Origin of the sequence: Waltera intestinalis (assembly GCF_009695995.1) — a bacterium.
GTDB classification, from domain to species: domain Bacteria; phylum Bacillota; class Clostridia; order Lachnospirales; family Lachnospiraceae; genus Acetatifactor; species Acetatifactor intestinalis.
Genome location: NZ_VUMU01000001.1, coordinates 67,060 through 93,336, shown reverse-complemented (window position 1 = coordinate 93,336; position 26,277 = coordinate 67,060). Strand labels below are relative to the sequence as shown.

Here is a 26,277-nt window from a genome sequence, read left to right as displayed (position 1 = left end):
CATTTTTTCGAAAGCTTCTCCGCTACGCCAGACTGATCATCCACTTCTTGTTCCGGAAAATAATAAGTGAGATCACAAGCCGCAGAATCTCCTCCGAAGTGAGCAGCACATACACTCCGACGATACCCCACTGTAACAGGTAAGCGCCTGCGAAGCACAGCGGGATTCCCATGCCCCAGGTTCCCACAATGTCGATCAGCATCACGGTCTTCGTGTCTCCGCCGCTTTTTAGGATTCCGCCGCCCAGTATCATGTTCTCGATCTTCACCGGTGCATAAAGTGCGAAAACGAACAAAAGAGACTGTCCCAGCTCCTGTACTGTCGTATCCACCCGGTAGAAGCTTACATAGCTTCCGGAGAAAAGCATCAGAACGCCGGATACCACCACTGCTCCCAGGAGACCTGCTTTCATTATTTTCCCAGACTCTTCATAAGCGGCATCGTATTCTTTTTTCCCAAGCCTTTTACCGATCAGGACTCCGGCTGCTGCGGACAGACCGCTGAGTGCTCCCACCATCAGCCCCTGCACCGGGCAGGTCAGGGTATAAGCAGCAAGATTCTGTGTCCCCAGATGCCCATACACTGCAGACTCCACGTTCTGTCCCAGACTCCACAGGAATTCACTGATCAGGATAGGGCAGATCATGAGCAGATATTCTTTTTTGTTTAATTTATCAAAATGCAGGGACAACTGCATCCGGTCCGCATCCTTGTGCAGGCATCCGATGAAACAGGCCGCAAGGATCAACAGATTCATCAGTTGTGAAGTCAGCGTGGCTATTCCGGCACCTGTGATCCCCAGTGTGGGTGCTCCCATTTTTCCAAAGATCAGAATATAATTTCCCACTGTGTTGACCACTACCGCACATAAAGATGCCACCAGCGTTGCCGTAGCGTGCTCCCGGCATCTGAGCCATACCGACAGGATCGTGCTGACGCCCATGGGCAGAAAAGTAACCGCGATCAGACGAAGATAGCCACAGCCGGCTCCAAGGATCAGCGTATCCTTCGTGTACAGTCCAAGGATTCCTGCCGGTGCTAAAAACGATGCCGCACAAAACAAAATTGCGATCATACCGCACAGTACCATGCTGACCGTAAAGCTGCTCCAGGCTTCCCGTCTGTCCTCCGCTCCCAGAAACTGGGCGATCAGTATTCCCGCCACTGCTCCCACCGCGCTGAACAACACAGAAACAAGCATAGAATAATTTCCGCAGATTCTCACCGCTGCAATATTCGTCTCACCAAGCTGTCCGATCATCAGCTGATCCACAATGGAAAATGATGCCTGCAGCATGCTCTGTAATGTGACGGGAATCGCTATTTTACACATGGATTTCATAAACTGTGACATGGCACTTCCCTCGTACTTTCTCTGGCGATCAGTTCCACCGGCAGGACGATCCGGCTCTCACAGCCCACATGATCCCGCATGGCTTCGATACAGTCAATAGCTTTCTGTGCCCGCAGTGCCGCTTCCTGATGGATAGTGGTCAGTGCCGGAACCGACTCTTTGCTGGCAGCATTATCATCAAACCCAATGACCTGGATATCCTCCGGCACCTTCCACCCCTTTTCCTGCACGAACCGCAGGAAATCCAGTGCATAATAATCCGATACCGCAAATACCGCCGTGATCCCAGAGCGTCTTAATGCTTCTTCCCGTTCTTCATAAAAGGCTCTCCGCTCCTTCGCAAGCATGGGGATCTTCCACCTGGTCACTTCCCCGGGTGCAAATGCCGCCGTAAAACCGTCCATGCGCTCTTTATCCATGCAGATCTCATTATCCGCAAGACACAGTGCCTTCGTATGTCCAAGTTTTTTATAATACTGCCCTGCCTGATACCCACCATCATAATGGTCGATCACCAGATTCACGATTCCGGGTGTATCCTCCAGATAGCCGTCGTAGACCACAAACGAGATCCGGGAATGCGCCCGCAGTGTCTCATAATCTGCCCAGCAGAACCCCATCAGGATCAGTCCGTCCATATTCCACATAGAAGCAAATGCCGGGATCTCCCGGATGTCCGCCGTAGTCTTGACCATGAGAAAGTAGCCCTTGCGGTTCATCTCTCTGGAAAGCGCGTTCAGGGAAGCCATGACAAAGCCATCCTCCAACACTCTTCCCTCATATTTTTCTCCGTCATTGACCACTACGCCAATGATCCGTGAATTGTTCCGTGCCAGCAATATTCCCGCCATATTCGGAATGTAGCCCGTCTCCTCCAGCTTCTGTTCCACACGTTTTATGGTCGCTTCCGACATTTTGTGAGTCTTGCCATGAAGAACATTAGAGACTGTTGCCGTGCTTAATCCCAGTTCTTCCGCCACATCGGCGATCCGGACCTTATTTCCATCCATTCTCACTTCCTCCTTTTGTTTTCCCCTTTTACCTCTACTGCTATGGTATTACAAAAGTCCGTAAGAATCAAAGGTTAAGCGCGTAACCACAGCCAAATTTTTGTTAGATTTTTTAGTGATTTTTATACTTCGTATACACAAAAACGGGACAGAAACCATTTAGTGGATTCTCTCCCGTTTGAGTCATAGCGATTTTCTTATTTCTGACAGGTTTCTCATCCCGCTCGTTTTTTTCCATTACGTTCGGGAAATTACAGCAGATAAAATCCGGCGCTGCCCCCGGGCACAGTAACCTTTCCGCCTGCAAATGCAGCTTCCCCACCTAAGGTATACAAAGCTTCCTTTACCGCATAGTCTCCGTCGAAGCTGACCTCTCTGTCCGCCGGATTGATAATGATCAGAATCTTCTCCTTGTCATCACTGCGCAGGTATGCCAGAGGATACTGGTTAGCCTCGGCATAGACGAACTCAATCTCTCCGCGGCTCTGCAAGGCGCTGTGAGCCTGACGAATGCCTATCAATTTCTGAATCTCATGATACAGGGAATCCGGATCTGCCATCTGCTCCTCCACCGTGGGACGGTCAGTGGCTTCGTCCTGTTTGACATAAAGCTTTTCCTTCGGTGCCGCACTGAAACCGGCGTTGGTGGTATGATCCCACTGCATAGGCGAGCGGGAACCGGTGCGTCCGTAACCGCCCTCTACGGAGTGCAGATTTTCCACATAGCGCATACCAATCTCATCACCGTAATACAGGAACGGTGCACCTGGCATGGACAGCAGGAATGCAAATGCCACCTTTAATTCCTCCCCATGAATGCTTCTCGCCAGACGATCCATATCATGGTTGCCGGAGGGAATACAGATCAGACCCTTGCGCTGTGCCTTTTCATAATTTTCCTTATATTTCTCTACGAAGGCTGCCACATCGCCTTTACCTCTTCCGGAGAAGAAAGGCTCCTCGCAGCGGAACAGATCGTTATAATGAGATGGTCCAAAATGAAGTAAAAAGTCCATATGGAAGCCGCCCTGCAGGGACTTGTCCGGTTCTCCCCATTCGGATACCAGCACTGCCTCAGGGAACTCTGCATCCAGGAACGCTCTTACCTTTCTCCACAGAGCAATGTTTCCCTTGCTGTCCTCATCATTTTTTACCAGAGAACCTGCCATATCCACACGGAAGCCGTCACAGCCCATGCCGATCCAGAACCGCATGACATTTTCCATCTCTGCAAGCGTTGCCTTAGGACCCGGATCATCGGGATCCTGCTGCCAGTCCTGTGTCTTTTTATAAAATCCGTAATTGAGTGCCGGCTGGTGTGCGAAAAAGTTCACGATCACTGAGCCCTCTCTCTCGGAGATACCGCACAGACTTCCCATGTTCTCCAACTGTCCCCAGGTGCTGTCGGTCCAGATATAACGATCAGTAAATTCATTACGATCTGCCTTACAGGACTCCTTAAACCAGGGATGTGCCACAGATGTATGTCCCGGCACCAGGTCTAACAGGATATGCATATTCCGTTTGTGTACTTCGTTAAACAGACGCTTCAGGTCCGCATTGGTGCCGTATCTGGGAGCTGCCTGATAGTAGTCCGCCACATCATAGCCTGCGTCTCCGAAGGGGGATGCAAAACAGGGATTCATCCAGATTGCATTACATCCCAGTTCCTTAATATAATCCAGTTTTTCTATGATACCCTGAAAATCACCGATACCGTCACCATTGGTATCCAGAAAAGACTGGGGATAAATTTCATAAAAGATTGCATTATCAAGCCATTTTGCCATAGTGTACTCCTTCCTGTGTGCTTTATTTTTATTATAAAAACGTTTTCCGTATTCTTTCTTTTACCATACCACAGAATGGATACTTGTACAACTGAGAAAAACCATCTATAATAAAATAGCTTGATGCCCCGGTAAGCTTCACGATATGCGAATAGCGGGCAGGGTGCTATGTGCCAGTGGCACATGTTTAGCACGGACCGAAGCGGAGCGTAGAAGTGAGAGTGCGTAGCACAAAACAATCCGTAGGCATCCAACTAGGATAAAATAAGAACGAGGTCTATCATGTTAACAGAAAAAGTAAGCACCATCGATGAACTTTTGCAGTTCGTAAGCAGTCTGCGCGAGAAGCACGGCGTCCGCCTCTGGTTCCGCGGGGAAGAGAACGCGGATCTGACTCTGATCCCTTCCATCCAGCGAAGTCAGAAAAGACTGGACTCCGAACGCTATATTGCCAATGATTTCTATATCCGGGCGAGACAGATCCTGGACAATCCTCCCGACAAACACAATTACGCCGGCTGGGTCTCCCTGATGCAGCACTACGGTCTGCCCACGAGAATGTTAGACTGGACCCAGTCTCCCCTGATCGCCGTATTTTTCGCCACGGAGACTTACCGGGAGACTCCAGACACCGATGCCTGCGTCTGGGTACTGACACCGGGTCTGTTGAACGAGAAGGAAGGCTTCGGCAACTGCATCTATCCCATTGATGCGGACACCACCCAGGAAATGCTGCTGCCCGCCTTCAAACACAACCACCACAATCCGGAATTGAAAAACAAGATCCTGGCTTGCAGCTCCACGGAAAACAACCTCCGCATGTACTCCCAGTACTCCAACTTCACCGTACATAACTCTCTGGAACGTCTGGAAGACATCTGCGATGAAAATATGCTGTATAAGATCATTATTCCCTCCGGGCGGAAACAATACTTTATAGAAAGCCTGCGGGTATTCGGCATCTCCGAGAGCTTCGTATATCCCGATCTGGATCATATATCGAATGATTTGAAAGATTCCTATGGAATCTGAAAATCATTTGCGATTTTGAAGGACTCCTATGGGATTTAGATTCATTAATTAAGAAAGGAAATATACACATGAAAATCGTATTACAGCATCTGACCAAGAAATTCCCCGCCCGCAGTTCTGTCCGCGGCAGGAAGAACCGCGAGGATGTCATTGCCGTGAATGACTTCGACTTCGAGATCCCCGACGGCAAGCTGATCGGACTCTTAGGTCCCTCCGGCTGTGGCAAAAGTACTGCCCTGAATCTGATCTGCGGTCTGCTGAAACCCACCGAGGGCAAGATCTTTTTCGGCGAAGATGATGTCACCGGACTTCCGCCCGAGAACCGCGGTGTCGGCATGGTGTTCCAGAGCTATGCCCTCTACCCCCACCTCACTGTGGAAAAAAACATTCAGTTCCCTTTGGAGAATCTGAAGGGTGCTGACAAGCTTTCCAAAGAAGAGATGAGTAAGCGCGTGCTGGAAGCGGCAAAGCTGGTACAGATCGATCACCTGTTAGAGCGCAAACCCAATGAGCTCTCCGGCGGTCAGCAGCAGCGTGTTGCCATCGCCAGAGCCTTAGTCAAGCTGCCTCGCGTTCTTCTTTTGGACGAGCCTCTCTCCAATCTGGATGCCAGACTCCGTCTCCAGACCAGAGAAGAGATCCGCCGGATCCAGCAGGAGACGCAGATCACCACCATCTTCGTTACCCACGATCAGGACGAAGCCATGAGCATCTCCGATATGATCGTCGTGATGAAGGACGGTATCGTACAGCAGATCGGCAAGCCCCAGAACGTATATGATGATCCCGTGAATCTGTTCGTTGCAAAGTTCCTCGGCACACCTCCCATCAATGTATTTTCCGGTGAGGTAAAAAATGAGCAGTTATATATTGGCTCCGAAGCTGTCCTGTCCACTCCCGGAGTATCGGATCAGCCCGTGCATGTCGGCATCCGCCCGGAAGGCTTCATCTTAAAAGAGGACGGACCGCTCTCCTGCGATCTGGTACGTCTGGAGGTCATGGGCCGGGATGTGAGCATTGTTTCCACCCATGAGAAGTCCCAGAACGTTACCATCCGTTCCATCATTGATGCGGACGAAGGGAAATCTCTTCCCACCGGAAAAGTGCATTTCGGCTTAAAGCCCGCAAAAGTATTCCTCTTTTGCACCGACACCGAAGAACGCATCCGTTTTTAATATTTTATCCGATTTTGCAGTCCGGCGGTATTCATGGGCTGCAGAAAGAATTGAGGTTTCTTATGGAAAAACAAAATATGAAAGCCTGGCTCTATCTATTGCCGGCATTCCTGTTTCTGGGTGCTTTTATGATCTATCCTCTTATCGACGTATTCGTGTACTCCTTTGAAGAGGGTTACAATTCTGCATCCCAGACCTTTTACGGCATAGGCATGTACAATTACTCCTATGTGCTCCACGATCCGTACTTTTTACAGGCATTGAAAAATACCTTTATTCTGGTCATCATCACCGTTCCGGTCTCCACCGGACTGGCGCTTTTGATCTCCGCCGCCTTAAGCTCCATCAAACCGCTGCGGGATCTGTTCCAGACCATATTTTTCCTGCCCTATGTGACCAATACTCTGGCGGTCGGTCTGGTCTTCATGATTCTTTTCAAAAAAACTCCTTACTCCGACGGTCTGATCAATCTACTGATCCAGTTTTTCGGCGGTAGCTCCGTGGATTTCATCGACGGACCCTACTGGGCGAAAATGTTCGTGCTGTGCTTTTACACCATCTGGATCGTTATGCCCTTTAAGATCCTGATCCTGACCAGTGCTCTCGCCAGTGTGAACCCCATGTACTACAATGCGGCAAGAGTGGACGGCACTTCCCGTTTCCGGATGTTCACCAAGATCACACTGCCCATGATCTCCCCCATGGTATTCTACCTGATCATCACCGGCTTTATCGGCGCATTCAAAGCCTACAGTGATGCCGTGGCACTCTTCGGCACGAACTTAAATGCCGCAGAGATGAATACTATCGTCGGCTACGTCTACGACATGCTCTACGGCGACAGTGGCGGATATCCTTCCTATGCTTCCGCTGCGGCGATCCTGCTGTTTGCCATCGTCCTGACCATCACCTGCATCAATCTGCTGGTCAGCAAAAAGCATGTCCACTATGTATAGGAAAGGAGGTCTTTATGATGTCTGATGTTACATCTGATTATAAAAAACAAGAAAAGCGCACCCGGATCTGCGGCAATATCCGTAATGGGATCATCTACTTTTTTCTGTGTCTGTGGGCGCTGATCGTACTGTTCCCTTTTTACTGGATGGTACTGACCTCCGTAAAAAGCTACGGCTCCTATAATGCGGAATATATTCCGAAATTTTTCACCCTGTCTCCCACTCTGCAGAACTACGTGGACGCTTTTACCACTGTTTCTCTGGGAAGATACCTGTGGAACACTTTGTTTTTCACTGTGGTCACCACTGCCATTATGCTGGTGGTCATCACTCTGGCAGCCTTCGCGTTTGCAAGGTTGAACTTTGCCGGAAAAGATCTGATCTTTACGTTATTTTTATCCCTGATGATGATTCCAAACGAGCTGGTGGTCATTACGAATTTCACCACTATCACGAACCTGGATCTGCGTAATACCTTCACCGGCCTGATCCTGCCTTCCGTGACCAGCGTATTTTATATCTATCTGCTGCGAGAGAATTTCGCACAGATTCCGGACGAGCTGTATTATGCCGCCAAGGTGGACGGTACTTCCGATCTGCGATATCTGCGCAAGGTCATGGTGCCCATCTGCAAGCCCACGCTGATCACCATCGTGATCCTGAAGGTTATTGAATGCTGGAACTCCTATGTGTGGCCCAGACTGATCACCGATGATCCGGATTACTATCTGGTGTCCAACGGTATCCAGGAGATCCGTGAGAATGGTTTCGGCAGAGAGAACATCCCTGCCATGATGGCTGCGGTGGTCGTGATCTCCGTTCCTCTGGTGGTGTTGTTCCTCGTATTCCGTAAAAAAGTCATGGCAGGTGTTGCCAGAGGAGGTACCAAAGGATGAGTCAATTTAGCAAAAAGCTGGCACTCGTATGTGCCCTGGGCACTCTGTCCCTGTCTCTGACCGGCTGCCATGGGTCCAAGGGGCTGCCGGAATTCACTGTTCCGGAGGAATTCGATACTTCCAGAAACTATGAGATCACTTTCTGGGCGAAAAACGATACCAACAAAACCCAGACGGAAATCTACAAAAAAGCCATTGCAGATTTTGAAGCCTTGTATCCCAATATCACGGTGAACCTGAATCTATACACGGATTACGGCAAAATTTACAACGATGTCATTACCAATATTTCCACCAATACGACACCCAATGTCTGCATCACCTACCCGGATCACATTGCCACCTACCTCACCGGGCAGAATACCGTAGTTCCTCTGGATGACCTGTTTGCCGATGAGAAATACGGTCTGGGCGGCACGGAGCTTGCCTATGACGGTCCTGCCAGAGAAGAAGTCATTCCCCAGTTTCTGAATGAATGCTCCATCGACGGTCATTACTATGCCGTACCTTACATGCGTTCCACCGAAGCCTGCTACGTGAATAAGACCTACGTGGAAAATCTTGGATATACTCTGCCGGATGTACTGACCTGGGATTTCATCTGGGAAGTCTCCGAGGCTGCCACCGCCCAGAATGCGGACGGCACCTATGTGATCAATGGGCAGAATGTACTGATCCCGTTTATCTACAAGTCCACCGACAACATGATGATCCAGATGTTAAAGCAAAAGAACGCAGGATATTCCACGGCTGACGGCAGCATTGAACTTTTCAACGATACCACCACGGATCTCCTGTATGGTATTGCCGGACATGTAAAGAGCGGTGCCTTTTCCACCTTCAAGATCTCCGGTTATCCTGCGAACTTCCTGAATGCCGGGCAATGTATTTTCGCCATTGATTCCACTGCCGGAGCCACCTGGATGGGTACGGACGCTCCGCTGTCGGATATCAGCGAGGATTCTCTGGTGCAGTTTGAGACCGCCGTGCGGATGATTCCCCAGTTTGACCCGGAGCATCCCGAAATGATCTCTCAGGGTCCTTCCGTCTGCGTTTTCAATAAATCGGACTCTCAGGAAGTACTGGCATCCTGGCTGTTTGCCCAGTATCTGCTCACCAACGATGTGCAGATCGCTTATTCCGAGACAGAAGGTTATGTACCTGTAACCTCTAAGGCACAGAACTCCGCAGAGTATCAGGAGTATCTGTCCGAATGCGGTGCGGATAACGGTACACATTATGCAGTGAAGATTGAAGCTTCCAAACTACTTTTGGATCATGTGGACAATACTTTTGTCACACCGGTATTTAACGGTTCCGCATCCTTACGTGATGCTTCCGGACAGTTGATTGAAAACGTAGTGAAGTCCACCCGCAGAAAAGAGACTGTGGATGATGCCTACATGCAAAAGCTTTACAGTGATGTGGAGAGCCTGTACCGTCTCGGCCAGGGAAGTGACGCCTCCTTCGGCAAAAAGGAACTTGGTGCCATGCCCCGGACTTCCGTGATCCTGTTAAGCACACTTGCAGTCACCTGGGTTCTGATTCTCCTGTATGTAGGGCGAGAATATTTAAAAAACAGAAAAAAGTAATTTTTCAGCCCCATTCGTAAGATAGCTTCTGATGGTATTTCTCCTGCGGATGGGGCTCTTTTTGCAAAAAGCCTTGATTTATCTTGTGTTTCAGGTATAATAGAACTGTTCGGTGTCTGATCGCACCGGATAAATTGAGGAGATGTCTGTGTATCTGCACAGACCCATATGCGCCACAAAGCGCAGGAATGGAGGATTATTATGAAAAAAAAGACACTTGCATTAACCATGGCTATGGCTTTGGTTCTGTCTCTCGCTGCATGTGGAAACAGCAATGCAGACGTTGCTACTGAATCTACCGCTGCTGCCACCACTGAGGCTGCTACCGAAGCTGCTACTACCGAAGCTGCTACAGAAGCTTCTACCGAGGCTGCTGAAGCTGTTGCTGATGAGAAGTCCGAGGGTGTTATGACCTATGAAGAGTACATGGCTGCTGATCTCGATTCCGAAGTTGTGATTGAGGCTTATGTTCAGGCTAAACAGTCCTGGTGGGAAGACAAGGCTACCCTGTACACCCAGGACCAGGACGGTGCTTACTTCATTTATAATGCCGCATGTTCCGAAGAGGATTATGCAAAGCTGGTACCCGGTACCAAGATCAAAGTAACCGGTTATAAGACCGAGTGGTCCGGTGAAGTAGAGATCGCTGAAGGTGCTACCTTCGAGATCGAAGAGGGCAGCTACATTGCTCCCGTTACCGATGTGACCGATCTGTTAGGTACCGATGATCTGATCAACTACCAGAACCAGTTCGTAGCTTTCAAGGGCATGACCGTAGAAGCTGCTGGTCAGGATGCTGACGGCAATGACGTTGCTTTCCTGTACAACTGGGACGGTTCCGGCGAAGACGGTAACGACCTGTACTTCAACGTATCTCTGAATGGTCAGACCTATACCTTCACCGTTGAGTCTTATCTGTGCGACAACACCACCGATGTTTACAATGCTGTAAAGAACTTAAAGATCGGTGACACTGTTGATATGGAAGGCTTCCTGTACTGGTACGAAGGTGTGAACCCTCACATCACTTCCGTAACTGTGAAGTAATTTCATCTGGTGAAAATCTTATTAAAATAAAAGAGTTGTCCTCATTATGAGGGCAGCTCTTTTTTTACTCTGCCTGTCTGAATTCTTCCGTTGCCTGCTGTATGGCATCGTAATACACCAAAAACTCCGGCGTGGAGATCATCTCTCTCATGTGCTGCAATTCTGTCTGCCAGTCAGACCTGTAGAGACAGTTTAATTATCTTCTGCTCTCCCACCATTGTTTTGCAATCTGGAAGCCCTCCATAGGGACGCAGAACCTTTGGTCTCTGGGAGGCTGCAATGCGGCGTCCAGTTCCTCCATATCGAACCACTCCACGCTCTCCACTTCCTCTTTTTGCAGGGTAAGCTTTTTAGCATCTACAGGCTTGGTGTACATGTAGACGAATGCCACTTCATTGTCACGGAACATTTTTCCATAGAATTCTTTTTCGTATTGAATATCAAAACGTCCGGCGAATGTAAGATCCTCCTTTGCTGCCCGGATTCCCAGTTCTTCGTGAAGTTCCCGGATTGCGGACTCTTCCGGCTCGTCCCCCGCCTGAATATGCCCGGCAGAAGAGGTATCGAACCGCCCCGGAAAACTGTCTTTCTCAGCGGAACGCTTCTGCAATAACAGCTGGGCTTTTCCGTCCTGTTCCCTCACGATCCAGATATGGGCGGTTCTGTGGCGGACACCTTTTTCATGCGCCTGTGTGCGTTCTATGGTCTCCCCTGTGGGAATTCCTTTTTCATCTACGATGTCAAATATTTCCATGGTGTTATGGCTCCTTTGTGTTTCTTTGTAGTCCTCTGGGTTTCTCTCCGATATTGCCGCCTCCCCTTCGATGGTCTTCGCGATGACGGCCGCAGCGATAACGATAACTACCGCCTTTCCCTTCTCAGGTCTAATACCATCAGATCGAAATCATAATATGTTCCGTCCATCTTATAATACGCCGGTGAGGTCCCTATTTTCCGGAAGCCATATTTCTCATAGACATGAATAGCGCGTATATTATCGCTTCGGACTTCCAGATTGATCAGTTCTATCGCATGTTCTTTAGCATACATAATGCATTTCTGTAACAGCGCACTACCAATTCCCTGCCCCCATTCCGACTTGACCACAGAGATTCCGAATTCGGCGCGGTGGCTCATCCTTCTGGAGAATCCGCTTAGGCTGGCATCTCCGATGATCTCTCCATTTTCCCATACTACATAGAGAACGGAATGTTCCTCCTTATTTATATTCTGTATAAATTTCTCTTCCTCTTCTATCGAAATAGGAAGCCCTTCTTTTCCAAAGGACAGATAATCTGTCTCTCCACCTACCTGTGCTAAATATGCGATGATCTTCTCCGCATCTTTCGGCGTAGCTTCTTTGATATCAAATTCTTCCATAACTGACTCCTCTTCGCAAGGTTACAAATTTTATTCATAATCAAAGATAGTCTTGGACTGAATAGCGTCCCCGTATTTTGCCTTCCATTCCTGATGAGCTGCGCAAGCATCGTATACAGGCAGCACCTCCGGATCCATCTCCATCTCGATCATCAGATCATGCCGGTTCGGTCTCGGCGTCACATTTTCATAAATATTCACTGTATGGACACCTTCGATCTGCTGCGTCTGATCGAAGATTTCCCGGATATCCGCAAGCATTTTCCTGCTCGCCTCGCTTTCCCTGACCCATACATTTTCTTTAAACTTTACAATGATCAGGTGCTTCATATCAATTTCCCCTTCCTTGGAATGTTTTCTTATAAATTGTACCATAATATCCTTTTCTATAGGAAATATTCTTTCACTATTTTTTCCACCTGATCAATTGACAAGGGATTCTCTTTTGTCTCATATGTCAGAATCAGATTTATCCCTGGTATAATTCCGTTTTCACAATACAATTTTATTTTTTGACAAGCTCTGTTTATATACTCCGGCTGATCCATCAATCCAAAATGTTCCCAATAATATACCTGTCCCGTTTTAGGGTGCCTGGCCGTAAAATCCGGATACAAAAAAGTGTTCTCGAGGACGAGTTTATCTTCATATCGAAAGGGAATTCCATTTGTGTACAAGACCTTATCCATAATAGCCTCTGACTTCGAACGCAGAAATTTTCCCTGTGTTCCTTTTACAATCAGGTTCTCAGGATGACTGCCATTTTTCTCATATTTTTCATTCATCCAATTCTCTAGCTCTTTTTTAACAGAATGTCTTCGTCCTCCTAAAAGCCGTTCATATTCCGCATTGTCCAACATTTTTTCCAACATATCTTTCTTACAATCCGCCTTCTGCATATACATCTGGCATGCCTGCAACTCTCTTTGTAATTCTTCCTTACGCAACTGGTAATATTTTTTTAATGTTAATTTCTTAGCAAGTTCAATTTCTTTCTTCGGCAAATATATCGTGGTATTCTGATTATGAAAATACCACTTATAGTTCTTATTATTCTTTGCTACAATAAGTTCTCCCGCAGGCATTTCCTTTTCCACAGCTTCTATATGACTTAATTCTTCCTTGATGTACTTTACACGATTTTGTATCTCCCAATAATTCGCAAACATATGATTCTCCCTTCTATTGTTGTATTGCATATACCCATATTTTCTAAGAAGCGATCGTATTTCAGTTTCTTCCTGCCTCTCATACCCACGCCTTTCAAATGCCGTGGGTATCATGCCTTCTTCCTGCCTCTCATACCCACACTTTTCATGCGCCGTGGGTATCATGCCTTCTTCCTGTCTCTCATACCCACACTTTTCAAGCACCGTGGGTATCATGCCTTCTTCCTGCCTCTCATACCCACACTTTTCATGCTCCATGGGTATCATGCCTTCTTCCTGTCTCTCATACCCACACTTTTCATGCTCCATGGGTATCACGTCTTATTTCCGCCTCAGGTACCCACGCAGGCGATTCCCATGAGAATCGACAGTCACTGTCAGGGCTCCGTAGTCCATGGTGCCATACCAGGGAACCCGGGCGTCCTCTAATCGCTGCAGCGTCTCGGCATGGGGATGTCCATAGGAATTGTTGCGGCCACAGGATATAATCGCGGTGGCAGGACTGGCGGTGGCAAGAAACTCAGTGCCGGTGGAATAGCCGGAGCCATGATGAGCTACCTTCAGTATATCTACCCTGGACTCCCTCTGTCCGCGCTGTTCCTGCAATCTCCTGGTTGTCTGTAGCGACTGCGATTCCTGTAGCGACTGGGATTCCTGCAACGCCTGCAATTTCTGCGTCAATTGCTGTTCCCCTTCTCCTTCCACATCCCCGGTCAGAAGAATGCTGATCTTCCCAATGGCAGATGCCCCACTTGCGTCATTGGCTTTCCTGTCGTCTATTGCTTCCTGCTTCATCTTCTTCGCAAATACCTCCACATAAAAGCATTCCGAATAGGCGTTGGCATCTGCAAGGGTCGTATTCTCCTCCGGGTGCAGACACAGCAACCTAAGTTGACTGTCTCTGATCTCATCGTCGCATTTTATGTAGCTTACCGGTATCCCGGCATCCTCCGCCGCTGCAAGCAGCTGCTCAAAGGTTTCCCTGCGCTCCGACTCTCGGATTGCCGGTAGGAACAACTGCTCCGCAGTAATCCCCCATTCCTCACCGTTCTCCATCAATTCCAATACTCCATTCATATGGTCTTCATCAGGGTGGGAAACAAATACACCGCGAAGAGATGAAATGCCACGGCTCTTGAGATAAGGCTTCAGCACATATTCACCGATGTTCTTCCGGCTGGTGCTGCCACAGTCGAAAAGATAGGCTCCCTGCCCAGTCTCCACCACGATGCCGTCGCCCTGCCCAACATCCAGGAAAGTCACGCGACTCCCACAATCAAAATTTCCTGTGAGCAAACCAATCAATAATCCTAGGATCATCACAGCTGCGATCAGGTGCGGGACTCTATTCCTATGCATCATCTCTCCCTTACAATCCCTTTTTCTATTCCTGATGCTTTCATCCGCTCCTCTCGTTATAAGACACCATGGGGTTCTCGCAGAATGCAGCCTGTCTCCCGGGATATTTTCCTCCCCATACGTTCCCCGTTTCTTCCATGCTTCCACATATTTTCTGCCGAAGACCAGCAGAAATATCCCGGCATAATAACAAGCAATCTGCCATCTCTCAGGCTGCCCCACACACCATACCGCTCCCGGCAGTTCTCCGAATCTTTCACAGATCCACTCATACCACCACAGGATCAGACAATCCACCGTCCCCACAATACCAAGTCCCGGAATCAACGACAGGATTCCCCCCGCCACTACCGCACTCATAAATGGCAGCACCAATAGATTCAACAGTACCGAATAGACTGGGATCTCATAGAAAAACCATAACTGTACGGGCAGTGTAAACAGGATGACTCCCACACTGGCAGCAAAGTCTCCTTTGACCGCAGACACCATACGGCGAATTTCTTCATACGCCACCTTGCGCCAGCCTTCCCGGTACTTGTTTCTCTCATAGGCGGAATCACCCAGAATATCTGCCACGGTACGAAGCCATGTCGATATCCCTTTGACTTCTGACTCCGCATCTGCATCCCTTTCCAAACAACCCCCGGAAAACACCGGCGTCAGAATGCAGATCCCCAGCACCGCTCCGAAGGACATTAAAAAGCTCACATCAAAAAGTCGCTCCGGTTCCTGTAAGACGAGCAATAGTGCCATCAGTCCCAGCCCTGTCAACATGTCATAAGTCCTGCCCACAAATATCCCGAGCATCTGCAACAGATACATTCCGATGGCACGGCTGGCAGACACACTCATGCCCACCATCACACCATATATAAGAAGCAGCATTGCACCACCCACTGCTGCCGCCCTGACAGGTAACCCCAGTCTCTTAAGCAACCGGTATACCCCCATTCCAAGCAGAGTAATATGTAATCCCGAAATACTTAAGATATGGGCAATTCCGTTTTTCTGATACAGCGCCTTTACCTCCGCGTCCAGTTCCTCCTTCTCCCCAAGCAGCAATGTCTGCATAACGGAGGCTTCTTTCGCAGGAAAAACTTCTGCAAGCCTGTCATGCAATACCTGCCGGAATCCATACAGTTTTTCCCGCAAAAAGCTGTACTTCTCCCCTGCGGCCAGAATCTGTGCCTTCCGTACTCTGCCGCCAATACCCTTGACCGCATAGTATGCCTGCGCATCAAATTCTCCCGGATTGGTCGCGGTCGAAAACAAAGCAAAAGTCCCTTCCAGAACGATCTGTTGCCCGATCTTAAGGGTTTTCTCTTCTTCGGTTACAGCACCTGCAGTGATCATTGCCGTTTTCATATTTTCCAGTTCACATTGTATTTTTCCAGAATAGGAATATTCTTGATCGTTTTGAATAATAGAAATTGATTTTAGAATAATTTCTTCAGAACTTCTTGTGTCTATCCGTCCCGTGATCTTCACCGGACTTCCGTCAGGCGGCAGGCCGGTATCTTCACCGGTTCCCACCCCTGCCAGTATTCTCATTATTGCGATTATTGTCACGAGACACAAACACACTGTAAAAAGTGGTCGTCTCATTAAATTCCTTTCTGCATACGTCTTACGCGCCTGCACCACAGAACGGACTGTCTCTGCGATAAAACGCAAAGCAATCCATATCCGTAAATATTTACTGTTCCAATGTCGTAACATAATCCAGGTTTCTTTCAAACGTGGAATTGCTGAAAGTAGGCGGCACTTCGCCATTGACCAGAATCTGTACTTTATTGATATTGTCAAATTCTACCAGCGAATTCACGATAGAGTAAACTGCCACTTCCGTGGATACGTTATTTATCACCGTGAGGAAATTGGAATCCAGATTTACATAACAGATTCCATCCTTAGTCAGAATATTGACGATCTTCGTCTCCGGATTGATCACCGGATATAATCCCTCGATCTGTCCGCTGGGACCGGCGATCAGCTCTTCCACTACAAAACGCTCCAGAGGTGTATTGGTGGAATAATGCTTTTCTCTGTATGAAGCGATCAGTTTATCCCCAGCCGCATTGGCAAAATACAGCTTTACCTTCACCAGTTCGTAGGTATTGATCTCGTTACCGTCATTATTGATGAACTGATCGGTATTCATCCAGCCTACCAGCTCCCCGGCATTATCGTACAACTGGCTGTCCTCTACGGTAATGCCCACATACTTCACATTGGGCAGCTGCGTAAGCGTTCTTACGATGGCCGCACGCACCAGCACCTCCGTGGTGGGAGACAGTTCCGAATACGCCTTGTCTACGTTGATCAGTAATTTCCCATCTTCTACTTCATAATTCAGGACCCGGAATCCCATATCCAAAGGTGCCTTATATTCCAGCTTTTCCGGAGTCGTCGAGAGATACCTCATGGTCTCATCCAACTGTTCGTCCAAAGTCTTCGTGTTCAGATACTGTTCATGTACCTCAACCTTCGTCTCCGCTGTATTGATATAATACATGGACACTTTCTTCCCGGTCTGGGGTTCTGGCGAACCACATCCAGTCAACAAAAACGACAACAGCAATATTCCTGTCATCATATAACTTACTATTTTCTTCATAATTCACAGTCCTTCTAAGACGCTATATACATTAGCGGAATCTTCACCAGGAAACAGGATCCCTGTCCTTCTGTACTGGTCACCGTAAGGGATCCTTTGTGCATCAGCACCGCACTCTTCGTGATCGCCAGCCCCAGTCCGGTTCCTCCGATCTCTCTGGAATGGGACTTGTCCACACGATAAAAACGCTCGCAGATGTGTGCCAGGGATTCCTCCGGAATACCGATTCCGGAATCGCTGACTTCAAAAGTAAAATACTGGTGATCCGCATCCAGTACCACCTTTACCCAGCCATGATCCTTGTTGTATTTGATGGCATTTTCTACCAGATTCGTCATGATCAGCGTCATCTTGACCTCATCAACTTCCGCTACTACGGGGCGAACGCTCTCAAATACGACTTCCACATCTTTTTTCCGGGCGATAGGACGCAGTCTTTTCAGGATCAATTCTGTCAGATCATTGATATTCAATGATACAATGTTCAGGTCCTGTACCTTTTTATCCATCTTCACCAGTGCCAACAGGTCCGTGATGATCTGATTCTCTCTATCGATTTCGGATGTAATGTCTTCCATGAACTCACGATACAGCTCCGCAGGAGCGTCGTCCTGTGCCAGCAGGGAATCCGCCAGTACTTTGATGGATGTCATGGGAGTCTTCAGTTCGTGGGACACATTAGCTACAAATTCCTGTCTCGAGTCGTCCAGTGCTTTCATGCGCTTCAACAGTTGGTTAAAAGCATCCACGATATGTACCGTCTCCACATAATCAGGCACAGAGATGGTCTCATCACTGAATCCTTCCCTCACCGCATTGATCGCCTGGGTAACTCTGTTGAAAGGCATCGTCAGCACTCTGGACAGCAGAATTGCCAGCGCCAGGATTGCCACGATCATGATCACTTCCATGATATATGCCTTGCGGTTCAACACTTCCCTGGCATTTACAATACTGTCATTAGAAATACTGGTCAGCATGACACCTCGGATCGCATCGGGATTTTTTTTGCCGTTCTCGTCCGTGGTATTGGCTGTGGTATCCATGATGGGAGTAGTCATCTCTATGTAACCGTGCTCCGGGTCGTAGTGAGAGATATTTTCCCCCTGAAAACACTTAATGACTTCCTCGGAAATGATCGTCTTCCCCTCACTGATGCCGTAGGTATCTTTTTCCACCTTAAAGTTTTTGTTAATGATCATCACACGGCCTTCGTACAGATTGGACAGCATCTCCAGCTCCGCATTGATGACCTCTCGGGAATTGCCGGTATCCTCTCTGACACCGTGGCTGCTCAAATAATTGTTGCTGACCAGGTGATTCGCCAGGATCATCAACTGGTTCTGCACCACCGTGATCCGCTGTTCCACCGCCATATCCTCATAATTGCTCACGATACCGTGTCGCATGACAATACAGGGGACCAGACCGATCACCAGAATCAGCAGGAAAATTCTTGCCCGCAGACTTCGCAGTTTGATCATGCTCTCCAGATTTTCCCATATCGTCGCGAATCGTTCTTTATTCCATTTCTTCACAATATAAAAACCTCATGTTCGTTCACTCAGCTCATGGACAGAATGCTTTGCCTGCAAGCAGTCACGCATCTTCTCTCCTCCATGACATGATATACGATTTCTCCGTGCTCCGCACTCTCGAAATCGCAACGCCCATTCGCATTCCGGACTTTCGTCCTTCTTGCTCATGTTCGTTCACTCAGCTCATGGACAGAATGCTTTGCCTGCAAGCAGTCACGCATCTTCTCTCCTCCATGACATGATATACGATTTCTCCGTGCTCCGCACTCTCGAAATCGCAACGCCCATTCGCATTCCGGACTTTCGTCCTTCTTGCTCATGTTCGTTCACTCAGCTCATGGACAGAATGCTTTGCCTGCAAGCAGTCACGCATCTTCTCTCCTCCATGACATGATATACGATTTCTCCGTGCTCCGCACTCTCGAAATCGCAACGCCCATTCGCATTCCGGACTTTCGTCCTTCTTGCTCATGTTCGTTCACTCAGCTCATGGACAGAATGCTTTGCCTGCAAGCAGTCACGCATTCTGTCCATGGCTGAGTTTATCATTAAAATAGTATCCGACTCCCCACTTGGTATGGACATATCTGGGTTCACTGGGGTTCAATTCGATCTTCTCCCGCAGTCTTCGGATATGCACATCCACGGTGCGTACATCTCCGGGGTAGTCCGTGCCCCATACGAGTTTTAACAGATTTTCTCTGCTGTATACCTTGTCCGGATTCAGCATCAGAAGCTCCAGTACCTCAAACTCTTTGGCCGTCAGGCCGATCTCTTTTCTCTGAATATAAGCTCTTCTGCCATCACGATCCAACTTCAGATCTCCGCTTTCGAGAATACCGCCGCTCTCTGCGGACGTTTTCTTCGGCTCCATGCGGCGCAGGATAGCTTTAATTCTTGCCTTGACCTCGAGAATATTGAAAGGCTTCGTTATGTAATCATCCGCACCGTATTCCAGTCCCAGAATCTTATCCATATCATCGCCCTTGGCGGTCAACATGATCACCGGTACATTCGAGAATTCCCGGATCTGCTGACAGACTTCAAAGCCTGTCAGTTTAGGAAGCATGACATCCAGCAATATGATGTCGTATTCCTTGTTATGTGCCATCTCCAGTGCTTCCTCTCCGTCATAGGCACAGTCCACTTCCATATTGTCCTGTTCCAGACTGAAACGGATTCCCTTCACGATCAGCTTCTCATCATCCACTACCAGCACTCTCTTGCCTGCCATCTTCCTTAACCTCTTTATTTTACCTTTCTATTCCCTGTGTGTGATATTCTCATTGCACCGTAATCCTATCACATAACTTATCATAAGCATTCTGTTTGATCCCGGACACCTTCATAATGTCCTCCTTCGTCTGAAAAGCACCGTTTTTCTCCCGGTAGCGCACAATATCCGCTGCCCTGGATGCTCCGATTCCCGGAAGCGTACACAATTCCTCTGCGGATGCCGTGTTGATGTTCACGAGTCCCTCTTCTGCCGCCTTCCCCGCAGCTTCTAGTTCTTCCGCCTCCGATGCTGTGGGAAAATACAATTTCTGTCCATCTGTCACGATTTCCGCCAGATTGACATAAAAAGGATCCGCCTCCGTTGTCATGCCACCGGCCAGTTCCAATGCCTCCGCGGCTCGGCTGCCCTCCGGCACCTCCACGACTCCCGGTGTCCGCACCGCACCACAGACATAGACATACACTGTCTGCGGCTCGACCACTCTGGTCTCTGCAGCCTGTTCCGCAGATTCCAGCTCCGGGAATTCCGCAACGGATTCCCCGGGTGGAATCAGCACAATCGCCTCATCTGCTGTCCCACAGCCTGTCACAAATAACACGATGCATCCCAGCAAACCGATCAAACACCTATATTTTATTTTCGAAAAAAATTTAAAAACCATCATAGTCCCCTTCCTGTCGTTCACTCTCAGGGGATTGCCTCTCTATGCTGTCAACTTTCATTGTACTGGAATTATCCGGAATTTACAAGCCGTTTGTCAGCTTATTTCCACTTGAAAATTATGATACCTCCGATTGCCACTGCCATGCCAACAGCCTTGCGCCACTCCCAGGGTTGCTTCTCCACACCGAACCATCCGAACAACTCGATGATATATGCCACAGCAAGCTGGGCGATCACAATGAGCATCACCGCTTTGGCCGGTCCCAGGGCATCCATGCTCCGAATCACCGTATAGGTAATAAAAGCACCGATGGCACCTCCAAGCAGCATATATTTCGGCTCCACCTGCGCTATTTTCAGAAAGGAAGTCCGCTCCGTACACAGCCATGCTCCCAGGCATACCAGCAACGCCGTGAACTGTACAAATGCACTTGCGGTCCAGATACCGGAAGCCTTTGTGACCTGGGTATTGAATACTCCCTGAATACTCATCAGCGCTCCGGAGACTAAAGCAATCAAAAAACCGATCATAGGATTCTACCACCTTTTCTTTTTAGTAGTAGTCTATCCCAGGACCGGTTCTTTCATTCCTGATTCGTCAATTCTCTGTATTTCCTAATTGCTGCGACATATTGTCCGCCAGCTGCTGCACCAGTGTCGTCACATCCTCGCCGTTCCACACCTTGGAAAACAGTACTTCCAGCTGCATCCAGAAATTCCCTGTCTCCAGCATTTTCGGAAGCGATACGCTGTCCGCATATTCATTGGCGAAAATCGTAAGTGCTCCATTATCCGCATTCTCCGCCGCATGAATGCTTGCAGGCATTTTACCGGAACGCTCATACAGTCCATCCGCATATTCTTCCGACAGATAAGCTGCAAAACGATCCGCAAGCTCCTTATGCTCCGAATAACCATTGATCACCGCCGCTCCGGTAACAGACAAAGATCTGCTCTGAAGCTCTGCACTGACATCCGGCATACGGGCAATTCCATAGTTAAATGTAAGACTGCCGTCTGCTTTTGCATCCTCCAGCCGCTTTACCACATCCGTCGTTCCGATGGTAAACATGGTCTTGCCATCAATGAAGTCCTGGATCACGGAATCATAGGTCACGGTATCTGACTCAATGAAGAAGAACTGGTTCAGCGCCTTGTATACTTCCAGACACTGTATGGTCTCCGGATTGTTGATGTTGATATCATTTCTGTCATCACCGGGATCGCCGCCTACGATCATGTAATTACCCACGATCCAGTAGTTGTAAAAGATATTGTTCACATCCCATTTCATGACGCCTTCGACGCCCTCCGGTGCATCGAATGTATCCGCAATGTTCAACAGATCGTCCACCGTAGAGGGAAGTGCCTTGGCGAAATACTGTTCCGCCAGTGCGTTTACCGCTGCTTCGTCCGCGGTAACCTGATCTGTGGTCTGATCCTCCGGAAGAGAATCTTCCTCGATGATCTCCTCACCTTCTCCTACCGGTTCGTCATTGTCACTGCTGCCGGACAGCTCTTTTTCCGCCTGTTGTGTCGCCCAGGTGCGGAGATAATCTTCATTGTATACCAGTGCACTGGTATCAAAATACACAGGATAACCAATGATTTTATCGTCATAGGTCACCGCTGCCAGTGCTGCCCGGGAAAAATGATCCGTATCGCAGATTCCCTCCGTATCCGGCACCTTTGTCGCCAGACCCGCCAGATATGCCTTCTCCAGGGAGTCACTGCTTAACAGATAGATATCCGGTATCTGATCGGAATGCAGTGTCTCCTGATTGACCGCTTCCAGATATTCACTGTCGGAAGTCAGCACCGGGATCACACGGACCTTGTTCTGTTCTCCGAAAGACACTGCTGCCGCATTGATATAGCCGGACAGAGCTTCATCCGAATACCAGCAGTAGATGGTCTCTTTCCCCCGAAACAACTGCAGACGTTCTCCGGTATCCTGCGTCTGGCTCATTTCCTGCGTACTTCCGTAGACAGCTGCAGCAGCCATGGCAATCACAGCTGCTGTAGCAATCATTCTTTTTTTCAAAAACATAATTACCTTAAACCTCTTATTCGATACAGGTGTCCAAAATAGCGATCATTTCGTCCACGTTTTCTCTGGTAATGACGAGAGGAGGTACAAAACGAATAATATCCGCACCGGCATTGATCAGGATCAATCCCTTCTCCAATGCTCTGTTAATGATATCTCCCACCGGATGATCAAATACCAGACCCTGCATCAGGCCCACACCACGACGTTCCTGAATACAGTCGTACTTTTCAGCCAGCTCATTCAGACGCTGTTCCAGATAAGGAGCTACCTCTCTCACATGTTCTATTATATGGTCCTCTTCGAATAAATCAAGCACTTTTTCCACAGCGGCGCAGGCCAATGGGTTGCCACCGTAGGTGGTTCCGTGATCTCCCGCGGTCAGAGAATGCTGTGCAACCTTTTCCGTCATCATAAAAGCACCTACCGGCACACCGCAACCCAGTGCCTTGGCAGAGGTCATGATATCCGGTTTCACGCCAAAACGCTGCCATGCATACATGTAACCGGTACGGCCCATACCACACTGGATCTCATCTAAGATCAGCAGGATATCCCTCTCGTCGCACAGATCCCGTACCTGATTCAAAAATTCTTCCGTTGCGGGATACAGTCCACCCTCGCCCTGCACGGTCTCCATAATGATAGCGCAGGTCTTGTCCGTCACCTGATCAAGCACACTCTGAAAATTATTCAGATCGGCGAATTTAATATGACCGATCATAGGCTGGAATGCCTCACGGTACTTAGGATTGCCCGTCACGGACAGAGCACCCATGGTTCTGCCGTGGAAAGAATGGTTCATGGCAATGATCTCGTGATCTGTACAGCCGTCTTTCAGATAGGCGTATTTTCTGGCTGCCTTGATGGCGCCCTCCACCGCTTCCGCACCGGAATTGGTGAAAAAGACCCGATCCATGCCGGATACTTTTTTGATCTTTCGTGCTGCTTCGATGGCGGGCACATTATAATAATAGTTGGAAGTGTGGATCACCTTGTCGATCTGTGCTTTCAGTGCATCGTTGTATGCTTTGTTCTGATATCCCAGTGCAAATACGGCTATACCCGCTACAAAATCCAGATATTTTTTACCACCTATATCATACAGATACACACCATCGCCCTTATCCAGAACGATCTGATACCGGTTATAGGTATGTAGCAGATCTTTTTCCGCTTCTGCAATATATTCTTTCATGGTGTCACTCATTTTATTTTTCCTCCTCATCGGATACGATCGCGGTACCGATACCCTGATTAGTGAAGATCTCCAGTAGCAGGCAGTGTGCCAGACGTCCGTCCAGGATATGTACGCGGTTTACACCGTTACGGATAGCGGAAGTACAGTTGTTTAACTTCGGCAGCATGCCACCGCCGATGTAACCGTCGTGGATCAGTCCCTCTGCCTCGGAGGCTGTCAGTCTGGAGATAAAGGTGGACTTGTCGTTGATATCCTTGTACAGGCCTTCGATATCTGTCAGGAATGCCAGCTTCTCCGCATGTACTGCCTTTGCGATCGCGCACGCGGCATCATCCGCATTGATATTGTAAGTATGATAATCCTTGTCCAGTCCGATGGGAGCGATGATGGGCAGGTAATCCTTCTCCAGCATATCAAAGAGGATATCGGGATTTACGCCGGTGATCTCACCCACATAACCGATGTCCTGACCGTCGGAATATTTTTTCTCTACCTGAAGGAGTCCGCCATCCTTGCCGCTGACACCAACCGCCTTGACACCGAGCTCTTCCACCATGGTCACCAGGCTCTTATTCACCTTGTTCAGTACCATTTCGGCGATTTCCATGGTCTCCTCGTCAGTGACACGCAGACCGTTGATGAACTTTGCTTCTTTGCCGACCTTGCCGACCCAGCGGCTGATCTCCTTACCACCGCCATGCACAATAATAGGTTTGAAGCCTACCAGCTTCAACAGCGTCACATCCTTAATGACGTTTTTCTGCAGTTCTTCGTTGCTCATGGCACTGCCGCCGTATTTTACCACAATGATCTTGCGGTTGAATTTCTGTATGTAAGGAAGCGCCTCGATCAGCACTTCTGCTTTTTTCATTACCTGTTCCATATCTTTTTCCATTGTTCTGTCCATGCCTTTCCGCAGATATCTGATCCGCCCATCACTTATTTCTTCCGTATGTCGCGCACTGTCTTAGGAACGATAGTCTGCATTGATCTTCACATAGTCATAGCTTAGATCACAGCCCCATGCAGTCGCTTCCGCATCCCCCATATGCATATCCACCAGGGCGGTGACTTCTGGATCGGAGAGGATCTTCGTAGCCTCTTCCTCGCTGTAATCACATGCCACGCCATTACCGAAAATATGGATCTTACCGCTCTTACTCTCAAAATACAGATCTACATTTTCCGGATCGAATTTAGCTCCGGAATATCCCAGTGCACAGAGGATGCGTCCCCAGTTGGCATCATGTCCGAAGATAGCTGCCTTGGTCAGGGAAGAACAGATCACGGATTTTGCCAGAGTTCTGGCATCTTCCTTGCTGGCTGCATGGATCACTTTGGTTTCGAACAGCGCCGTTGCCCCTTCGCCGTCTCCTGCCATTTTTTTTGCCAGGAAGGTAGTGATCTCGTGCAATGCCTTGCAGAAGTTGTCGTAGTCTTCACCCTCTGCGGTGATCTCCTCATTGCCTGCCATACCATTTGCCAGTACTAACAGTGTATCGTTGGTGGAAGTATCACCGTCCACGGAGATCATGTTAAAGGAATCTACTACGTCTGCGCTGACGCACTTCTGCAACATCTCTTTGGAAATGTTCACATCGGTGGTTACAAAGCCTAACATGGTGCACATATTCGGATGGATCATGCCGGAGCCCTTGCACATACCGCCTAATGTCACGGTCTTGCCGCCAATCTCGGTCTCAATGGCAATCTCCTTGGAAATAGTATCGGTGGTCATGATGGCATGCGCCGCATCGGAACCGGCCTCTAAGGTGTCCGCCTTAGCTGTCACCAGCTTTTTGATTCCGGCAGTAATCTTATCTACAGGAATCTGCATACCGATGACACCGGTGGATGCTACCAGTACCGCATCCGTGGGCACGTCTAACAGTTCTCCGGCACATTTTGCTTCTGCCTCACAGCAGTCCAGCCCCTGTCTGCCGGTGCAGGCATTGGCGATTCCGGAATTGACTACCACTGCCTGTGCAAATGCGGAATGCTCCACGATCTGCTTATCCCACAGCACGGGAGCCGCCTTTACCACGTTGGAGGTAAACGTACCTGCCACGGTGCAGGGTGCCTTACTTACGATCAGTGCCATATCCTTACGATTCTGATATTTAATGGCAGCCTCCACACCTGCTGCCTCAAAGCCTTTTGCTGCGGTCACACCGCCCTGGATCTGTTTCATATTGGAATGCTCTCCTT

At 48.7% G+C, this 26,277-nt stretch carries 23 protein-coding genes; 6 read left to right on the top strand and 17 right to left on the bottom strand.

Features of this window, described 5'->3' with window-relative positions:
- Positions 1-22: 22 nt before the first annotated feature.
- From FYJ59_RS00420 to FYJ59_RS00410, 3 genes are all read right to left on the bottom strand, one after another.
- Entirely contained in the window at positions 23-1,354 is a 1,332-nt protein-coding gene (locus tag FYJ59_RS00420; protein WP_154494822.1) for an MATE family efflux transporter, read from the bottom strand.
- Positions 1,339-2,364, bottom strand: coding sequence for a LacI family DNA-binding transcriptional regulator (locus tag FYJ59_RS00415; RefSeq protein ID WP_154494821.1), 1,026 nt, complete (start codon positions 2,362-2,364; stop codon positions 1,339-1,341). Before FYJ59_RS00415 ends, FYJ59_RS00420 begins: the two co-directional genes overlap by 16 nt.
- 251 nt (positions 2,365-2,615) lie before the next feature.
- A complete protein-coding gene (locus FYJ59_RS00410; protein WP_154494820.1) occupies positions 2,616-4,154 on the bottom strand; it encodes an alpha-amylase family glycosyl hydrolase in 1,539 nt (512 codons plus the stop codon).
- Between the two features lie 282 nt (positions 4,155-4,436).
- On the opposite strand from FYJ59_RS00410, the gene FYJ59_RS00405 reads away from it, so the two are divergent.
- The 6 genes from FYJ59_RS00405 (at position 4,437) to FYJ59_RS00380 (ending at position 10,852) form a co-directional block, all read left to right on the top strand.
- Complete coding sequence (locus FYJ59_RS00405) at positions 4,437-5,186, top strand: FRG domain-containing protein (protein ID WP_154494819.1); 750 nt, start codon at positions 4,437-4,439, stop codon at positions 5,184-5,186.
- 68 nt (positions 5,187-5,254) lie between these two features.
- The gene (locus FYJ59_RS00400; protein ID WP_154494818.1) at positions 5,255-6,361 is read left to right on the top strand and encodes an ABC transporter ATP-binding protein; all 1,107 of its coding nucleotides are present in this window, start codon (positions 5,255-5,257) and stop codon (positions 6,359-6,361) included.
- 62 nt (positions 6,362-6,423) lie between these two features.
- Entirely contained in the window at positions 6,424-7,317 is an 894-nt protein-coding gene (locus tag FYJ59_RS00395; protein ID WP_118550628.1) for a carbohydrate ABC transporter permease, read from the top strand.
- Between the two features lie 14 nt (positions 7,318-7,331).
- The gene (locus FYJ59_RS00390; protein ID WP_154494817.1) at positions 7,332-8,213 is read left to right on the top strand and encodes a carbohydrate ABC transporter permease; all 882 of its coding nucleotides are present in this window, start codon (positions 7,332-7,334) and stop codon (positions 8,211-8,213) included.
- Positions 8,210-9,805, top strand: a complete 1,596-nt coding sequence (locus FYJ59_RS00385; protein ID WP_154494816.1) for an ABC transporter substrate-binding protein — start codon at positions 8,210-8,212, stop codon at positions 9,803-9,805. The genes FYJ59_RS00390 and FYJ59_RS00385 overlap by 4 nt, the downstream gene beginning before the upstream one ends.
- 201 nt (positions 9,806-10,006) lie before the next feature.
- Positions 10,007-10,852 (top strand): hypothetical protein, encoded by an 846-nt coding sequence (locus FYJ59_RS00380; RefSeq protein WP_118545563.1) that lies wholly within the window; start codon positions 10,007-10,009, stop codon positions 10,850-10,852.
- A gap of 196 nt (positions 10,853-11,048) precedes the next feature.
- On the opposite strand, the gene FYJ59_RS00375 is transcribed toward FYJ59_RS00380, so the two are convergent.
- From FYJ59_RS00375 to argJ, 14 genes are all read right to left on the bottom strand, one after another.
- Positions 11,049-11,606, bottom strand: a complete 558-nt coding sequence (locus FYJ59_RS00375; RefSeq protein WP_154494815.1) for an NUDIX hydrolase — start codon at positions 11,604-11,606, stop codon at positions 11,049-11,051.
- A 107-nt stretch (positions 11,607-11,713) separates the two neighbouring features.
- Complete coding sequence (locus tag FYJ59_RS00370) at positions 11,714-12,232, bottom strand: GNAT family N-acetyltransferase (RefSeq protein WP_154494814.1); 519 nt, start codon at positions 12,230-12,232, stop codon at positions 11,714-11,716.
- 30 nt (positions 12,233-12,262) lie between these two features.
- A complete protein-coding gene (locus FYJ59_RS00365) occupies positions 12,263-12,607 on the bottom strand; it encodes an antibiotic biosynthesis monooxygenase family protein (protein WP_154494813.1) in 345 nt (114 codons plus the stop codon).
- 11 nt (positions 12,608-12,618) lie between these two features.
- Positions 12,619-13,566 carry a hypothetical protein gene (locus tag FYJ59_RS00360; RefSeq protein WP_154494812.1) on the bottom strand — a complete coding sequence of 316 codons (948 nt, stop codon included), beginning with the start codon at positions 13,564-13,566 and terminating at the stop codon, positions 12,619-12,621.
- A gap of 156 nt (positions 13,567-13,722) precedes the next feature.
- On the bottom strand, positions 13,723-16,368 hold the full coding sequence (locus FYJ59_RS00355) for a ComEC/Rec2 family competence protein (protein WP_205839413.1): 2,646 nt from the start codon (positions 16,366-16,368) through the stop codon (positions 13,723-13,725).
- Between the two features lie 91 nt (positions 16,369-16,459).
- Positions 16,460-17,380, bottom strand: coding sequence for a GerMN domain-containing protein (locus FYJ59_RS00350; protein ID WP_154494810.1), 921 nt, complete (start codon positions 17,378-17,380; stop codon positions 16,460-16,462).
- Positions 17,381-17,394: 14 nt separating this feature from the next.
- Positions 17,395-18,918: a sensor histidine kinase gene (locus tag FYJ59_RS00345; protein ID WP_022153403.1), complete on the bottom strand. Its 1,524-nt coding sequence runs from the start codon at positions 18,916-18,918 to the stop codon at positions 17,395-17,397.
- 517 nt (positions 18,919-19,435) lie between these two features.
- Positions 19,436-20,152 carry a response regulator transcription factor gene (locus FYJ59_RS00340; protein ID WP_154494809.1) on the bottom strand — a complete coding sequence of 239 codons (717 nt, stop codon included), beginning with the start codon at positions 20,150-20,152 and terminating at the stop codon, positions 19,436-19,438.
- A gap of 49 nt (positions 20,153-20,201) precedes the next feature.
- Positions 20,202-20,753: a helix-hairpin-helix domain-containing protein gene (locus FYJ59_RS00335; RefSeq protein WP_205839412.1), complete on the bottom strand. Its 552-nt coding sequence runs from the start codon at positions 20,751-20,753 to the stop codon at positions 20,202-20,204.
- A 164-nt stretch (positions 20,754-20,917) separates the two neighbouring features.
- Positions 20,918-21,349: a DMT family transporter gene (locus FYJ59_RS00330; protein ID WP_154494807.1), complete on the bottom strand. Its 432-nt coding sequence runs from the start codon at positions 21,347-21,349 to the stop codon at positions 20,918-20,920.
- A 67-nt stretch (positions 21,350-21,416) separates the two neighbouring features.
- A complete protein-coding gene (locus FYJ59_RS00325) occupies positions 21,417-22,868 on the bottom strand; it encodes a sugar ABC transporter substrate-binding protein (RefSeq protein ID WP_154494806.1) in 1,452 nt (483 codons plus the stop codon).
- A 16-nt stretch (positions 22,869-22,884) separates the two neighbouring features.
- Positions 22,885-24,078, bottom strand: coding sequence for an aspartate aminotransferase family protein (locus FYJ59_RS00320; RefSeq protein ID WP_235897860.1), 1,194 nt, complete (start codon positions 24,076-24,078; stop codon positions 22,885-22,887).
- A gap of 1 nt (position 24,079) precedes the next feature.
- On the bottom strand, positions 24,080-24,964 hold the full coding sequence (argB, locus tag FYJ59_RS00315) for an acetylglutamate kinase (protein ID WP_118693107.1): 885 nt from the start codon (positions 24,962-24,964) through the stop codon (positions 24,080-24,082).
- Between the two features lie 72 nt (positions 24,965-25,036).
- Positions 25,037-26,260 (bottom strand): bifunctional glutamate N-acetyltransferase/amino-acid acetyltransferase ArgJ, encoded by a 1,224-nt coding sequence (gene argJ / locus FYJ59_RS00310; protein ID WP_154494805.1) that lies wholly within the window; start codon positions 26,258-26,260, stop codon positions 25,037-25,039.
- Between the last annotated feature and the right edge of the window lie 17 nt (positions 26,261-26,277).

Excerpts from the sequence above, each read along its gene's own strand:
- FYJ59_RS00420 (WP_154494822.1), bottom strand. The coding sequence starts at position 1,354 with ATGTCACAGTTTATGAAATCCATGTGTAAAATAGCGATTCCCGTCACA.
- FYJ59_RS00415 (WP_154494821.1), bottom strand. The coding sequence starts at position 2,364 with ATGGATGGAAATAAGGTCCGGATCGCCGATGTGGCGGAAGAACTGGGA.
- FYJ59_RS00410 (WP_154494820.1), bottom strand. The coding sequence starts at position 4,154 with ATGGCAAAATGGCTTGATAATGCAATCTTTTATGAAATTTATCCCCAG.
- FYJ59_RS00405 (WP_154494819.1), top strand. The coding sequence starts at position 4,437 with ATGTTAACAGAAAAAGTAAGCACCATCGATGAACTTTTGCAGTTCGTA.
- FYJ59_RS00400 (WP_154494818.1), top strand. The coding sequence starts at position 5,255 with ATGAAAATCGTATTACAGCATCTGACCAAGAAATTCCCCGCCCGCAGT.
- FYJ59_RS00395 (WP_118550628.1), top strand. The coding sequence starts at position 6,424 with ATGGAAAAACAAAATATGAAAGCCTGGCTCTATCTATTGCCGGCATTC.
- FYJ59_RS00390 (WP_154494817.1), top strand. The coding sequence starts at position 7,332 with ATGATGTCTGATGTTACATCTGATTATAAAAAACAAGAAAAGCGCACC.
- FYJ59_RS00385 (WP_154494816.1), top strand. The coding sequence starts at position 8,210 with ATGAGTCAATTTAGCAAAAAGCTGGCACTCGTATGTGCCCTGGGCACT.
- FYJ59_RS00380 (WP_118545563.1), top strand. The coding sequence starts at position 10,007 with ATGAAAAAAAAGACACTTGCATTAACCATGGCTATGGCTTTGGTTCTG.
- FYJ59_RS00375 (WP_154494815.1), bottom strand. The coding sequence starts at position 11,606 with ATGGAAATATTTGACATCGTAGATGAAAAAGGAATTCCCACAGGGGAG.
- FYJ59_RS00370 (WP_154494814.1), bottom strand. The coding sequence starts at position 12,232 with ATGGAAGAATTTGATATCAAAGAAGCTACGCCGAAAGATGCGGAGAAG.
- FYJ59_RS00365 (WP_154494813.1), bottom strand. The coding sequence starts at position 12,607 with ATGGTACAATTTATAAGAAAACATTCCAAGGAAGGGGAAATTGATATG.
- FYJ59_RS00360 (WP_154494812.1), bottom strand. The coding sequence starts at position 13,566 with ATGATACCCACGGCGCATGAAAAGTGTGGGTATGAGAGGCAGGAAGAA.
- FYJ59_RS00355 (WP_205839413.1), bottom strand. The coding sequence starts at position 16,368 with ATGAGACGACCACTTTTTACAGTGTGTTTGTGTCTCGTGACAATAATC.
- FYJ59_RS00350 (WP_154494810.1), bottom strand. The coding sequence starts at position 17,380 with ATGAAGAAAATAGTAAGTTATATGATGACAGGAATATTGCTGTTGTCG.
- FYJ59_RS00340 (WP_154494809.1), bottom strand. The coding sequence starts at position 20,152 with ATGGCAGGCAAGAGAGTGCTGGTAGTGGATGATGAGAAGCTGATCGTG.
- FYJ59_RS00330 (WP_154494807.1), bottom strand. The coding sequence starts at position 21,349 with ATGATCGGTTTTTTGATTGCTTTAGTCTCCGGAGCGCTGATGAGTATT.
- FYJ59_RS00325 (WP_154494806.1), bottom strand. The coding sequence starts at position 22,868 with ATGTTTTTGAAAAAAAGAATGATTGCTACAGCAGCTGTGATTGCCATG.
- FYJ59_RS00320 (WP_235897860.1), bottom strand. The coding sequence starts at position 24,078 with ATGAGTGACACCATGAAAGAATATATTGCAGAAGCGGAAAAAGATCTG.
- argB (WP_118693107.1), bottom strand. The coding sequence starts at position 24,964 with ATGGAAAAAGATATGGAACAGGTAATGAAAAAAGCAGAAGTGCTGATC.
- argJ (WP_154494805.1), bottom strand. The coding sequence starts at position 26,260 with ATGAAACAGATCCAGGGCGGTGTGACCGCAGCAAAAGGCTTTGAGGCA.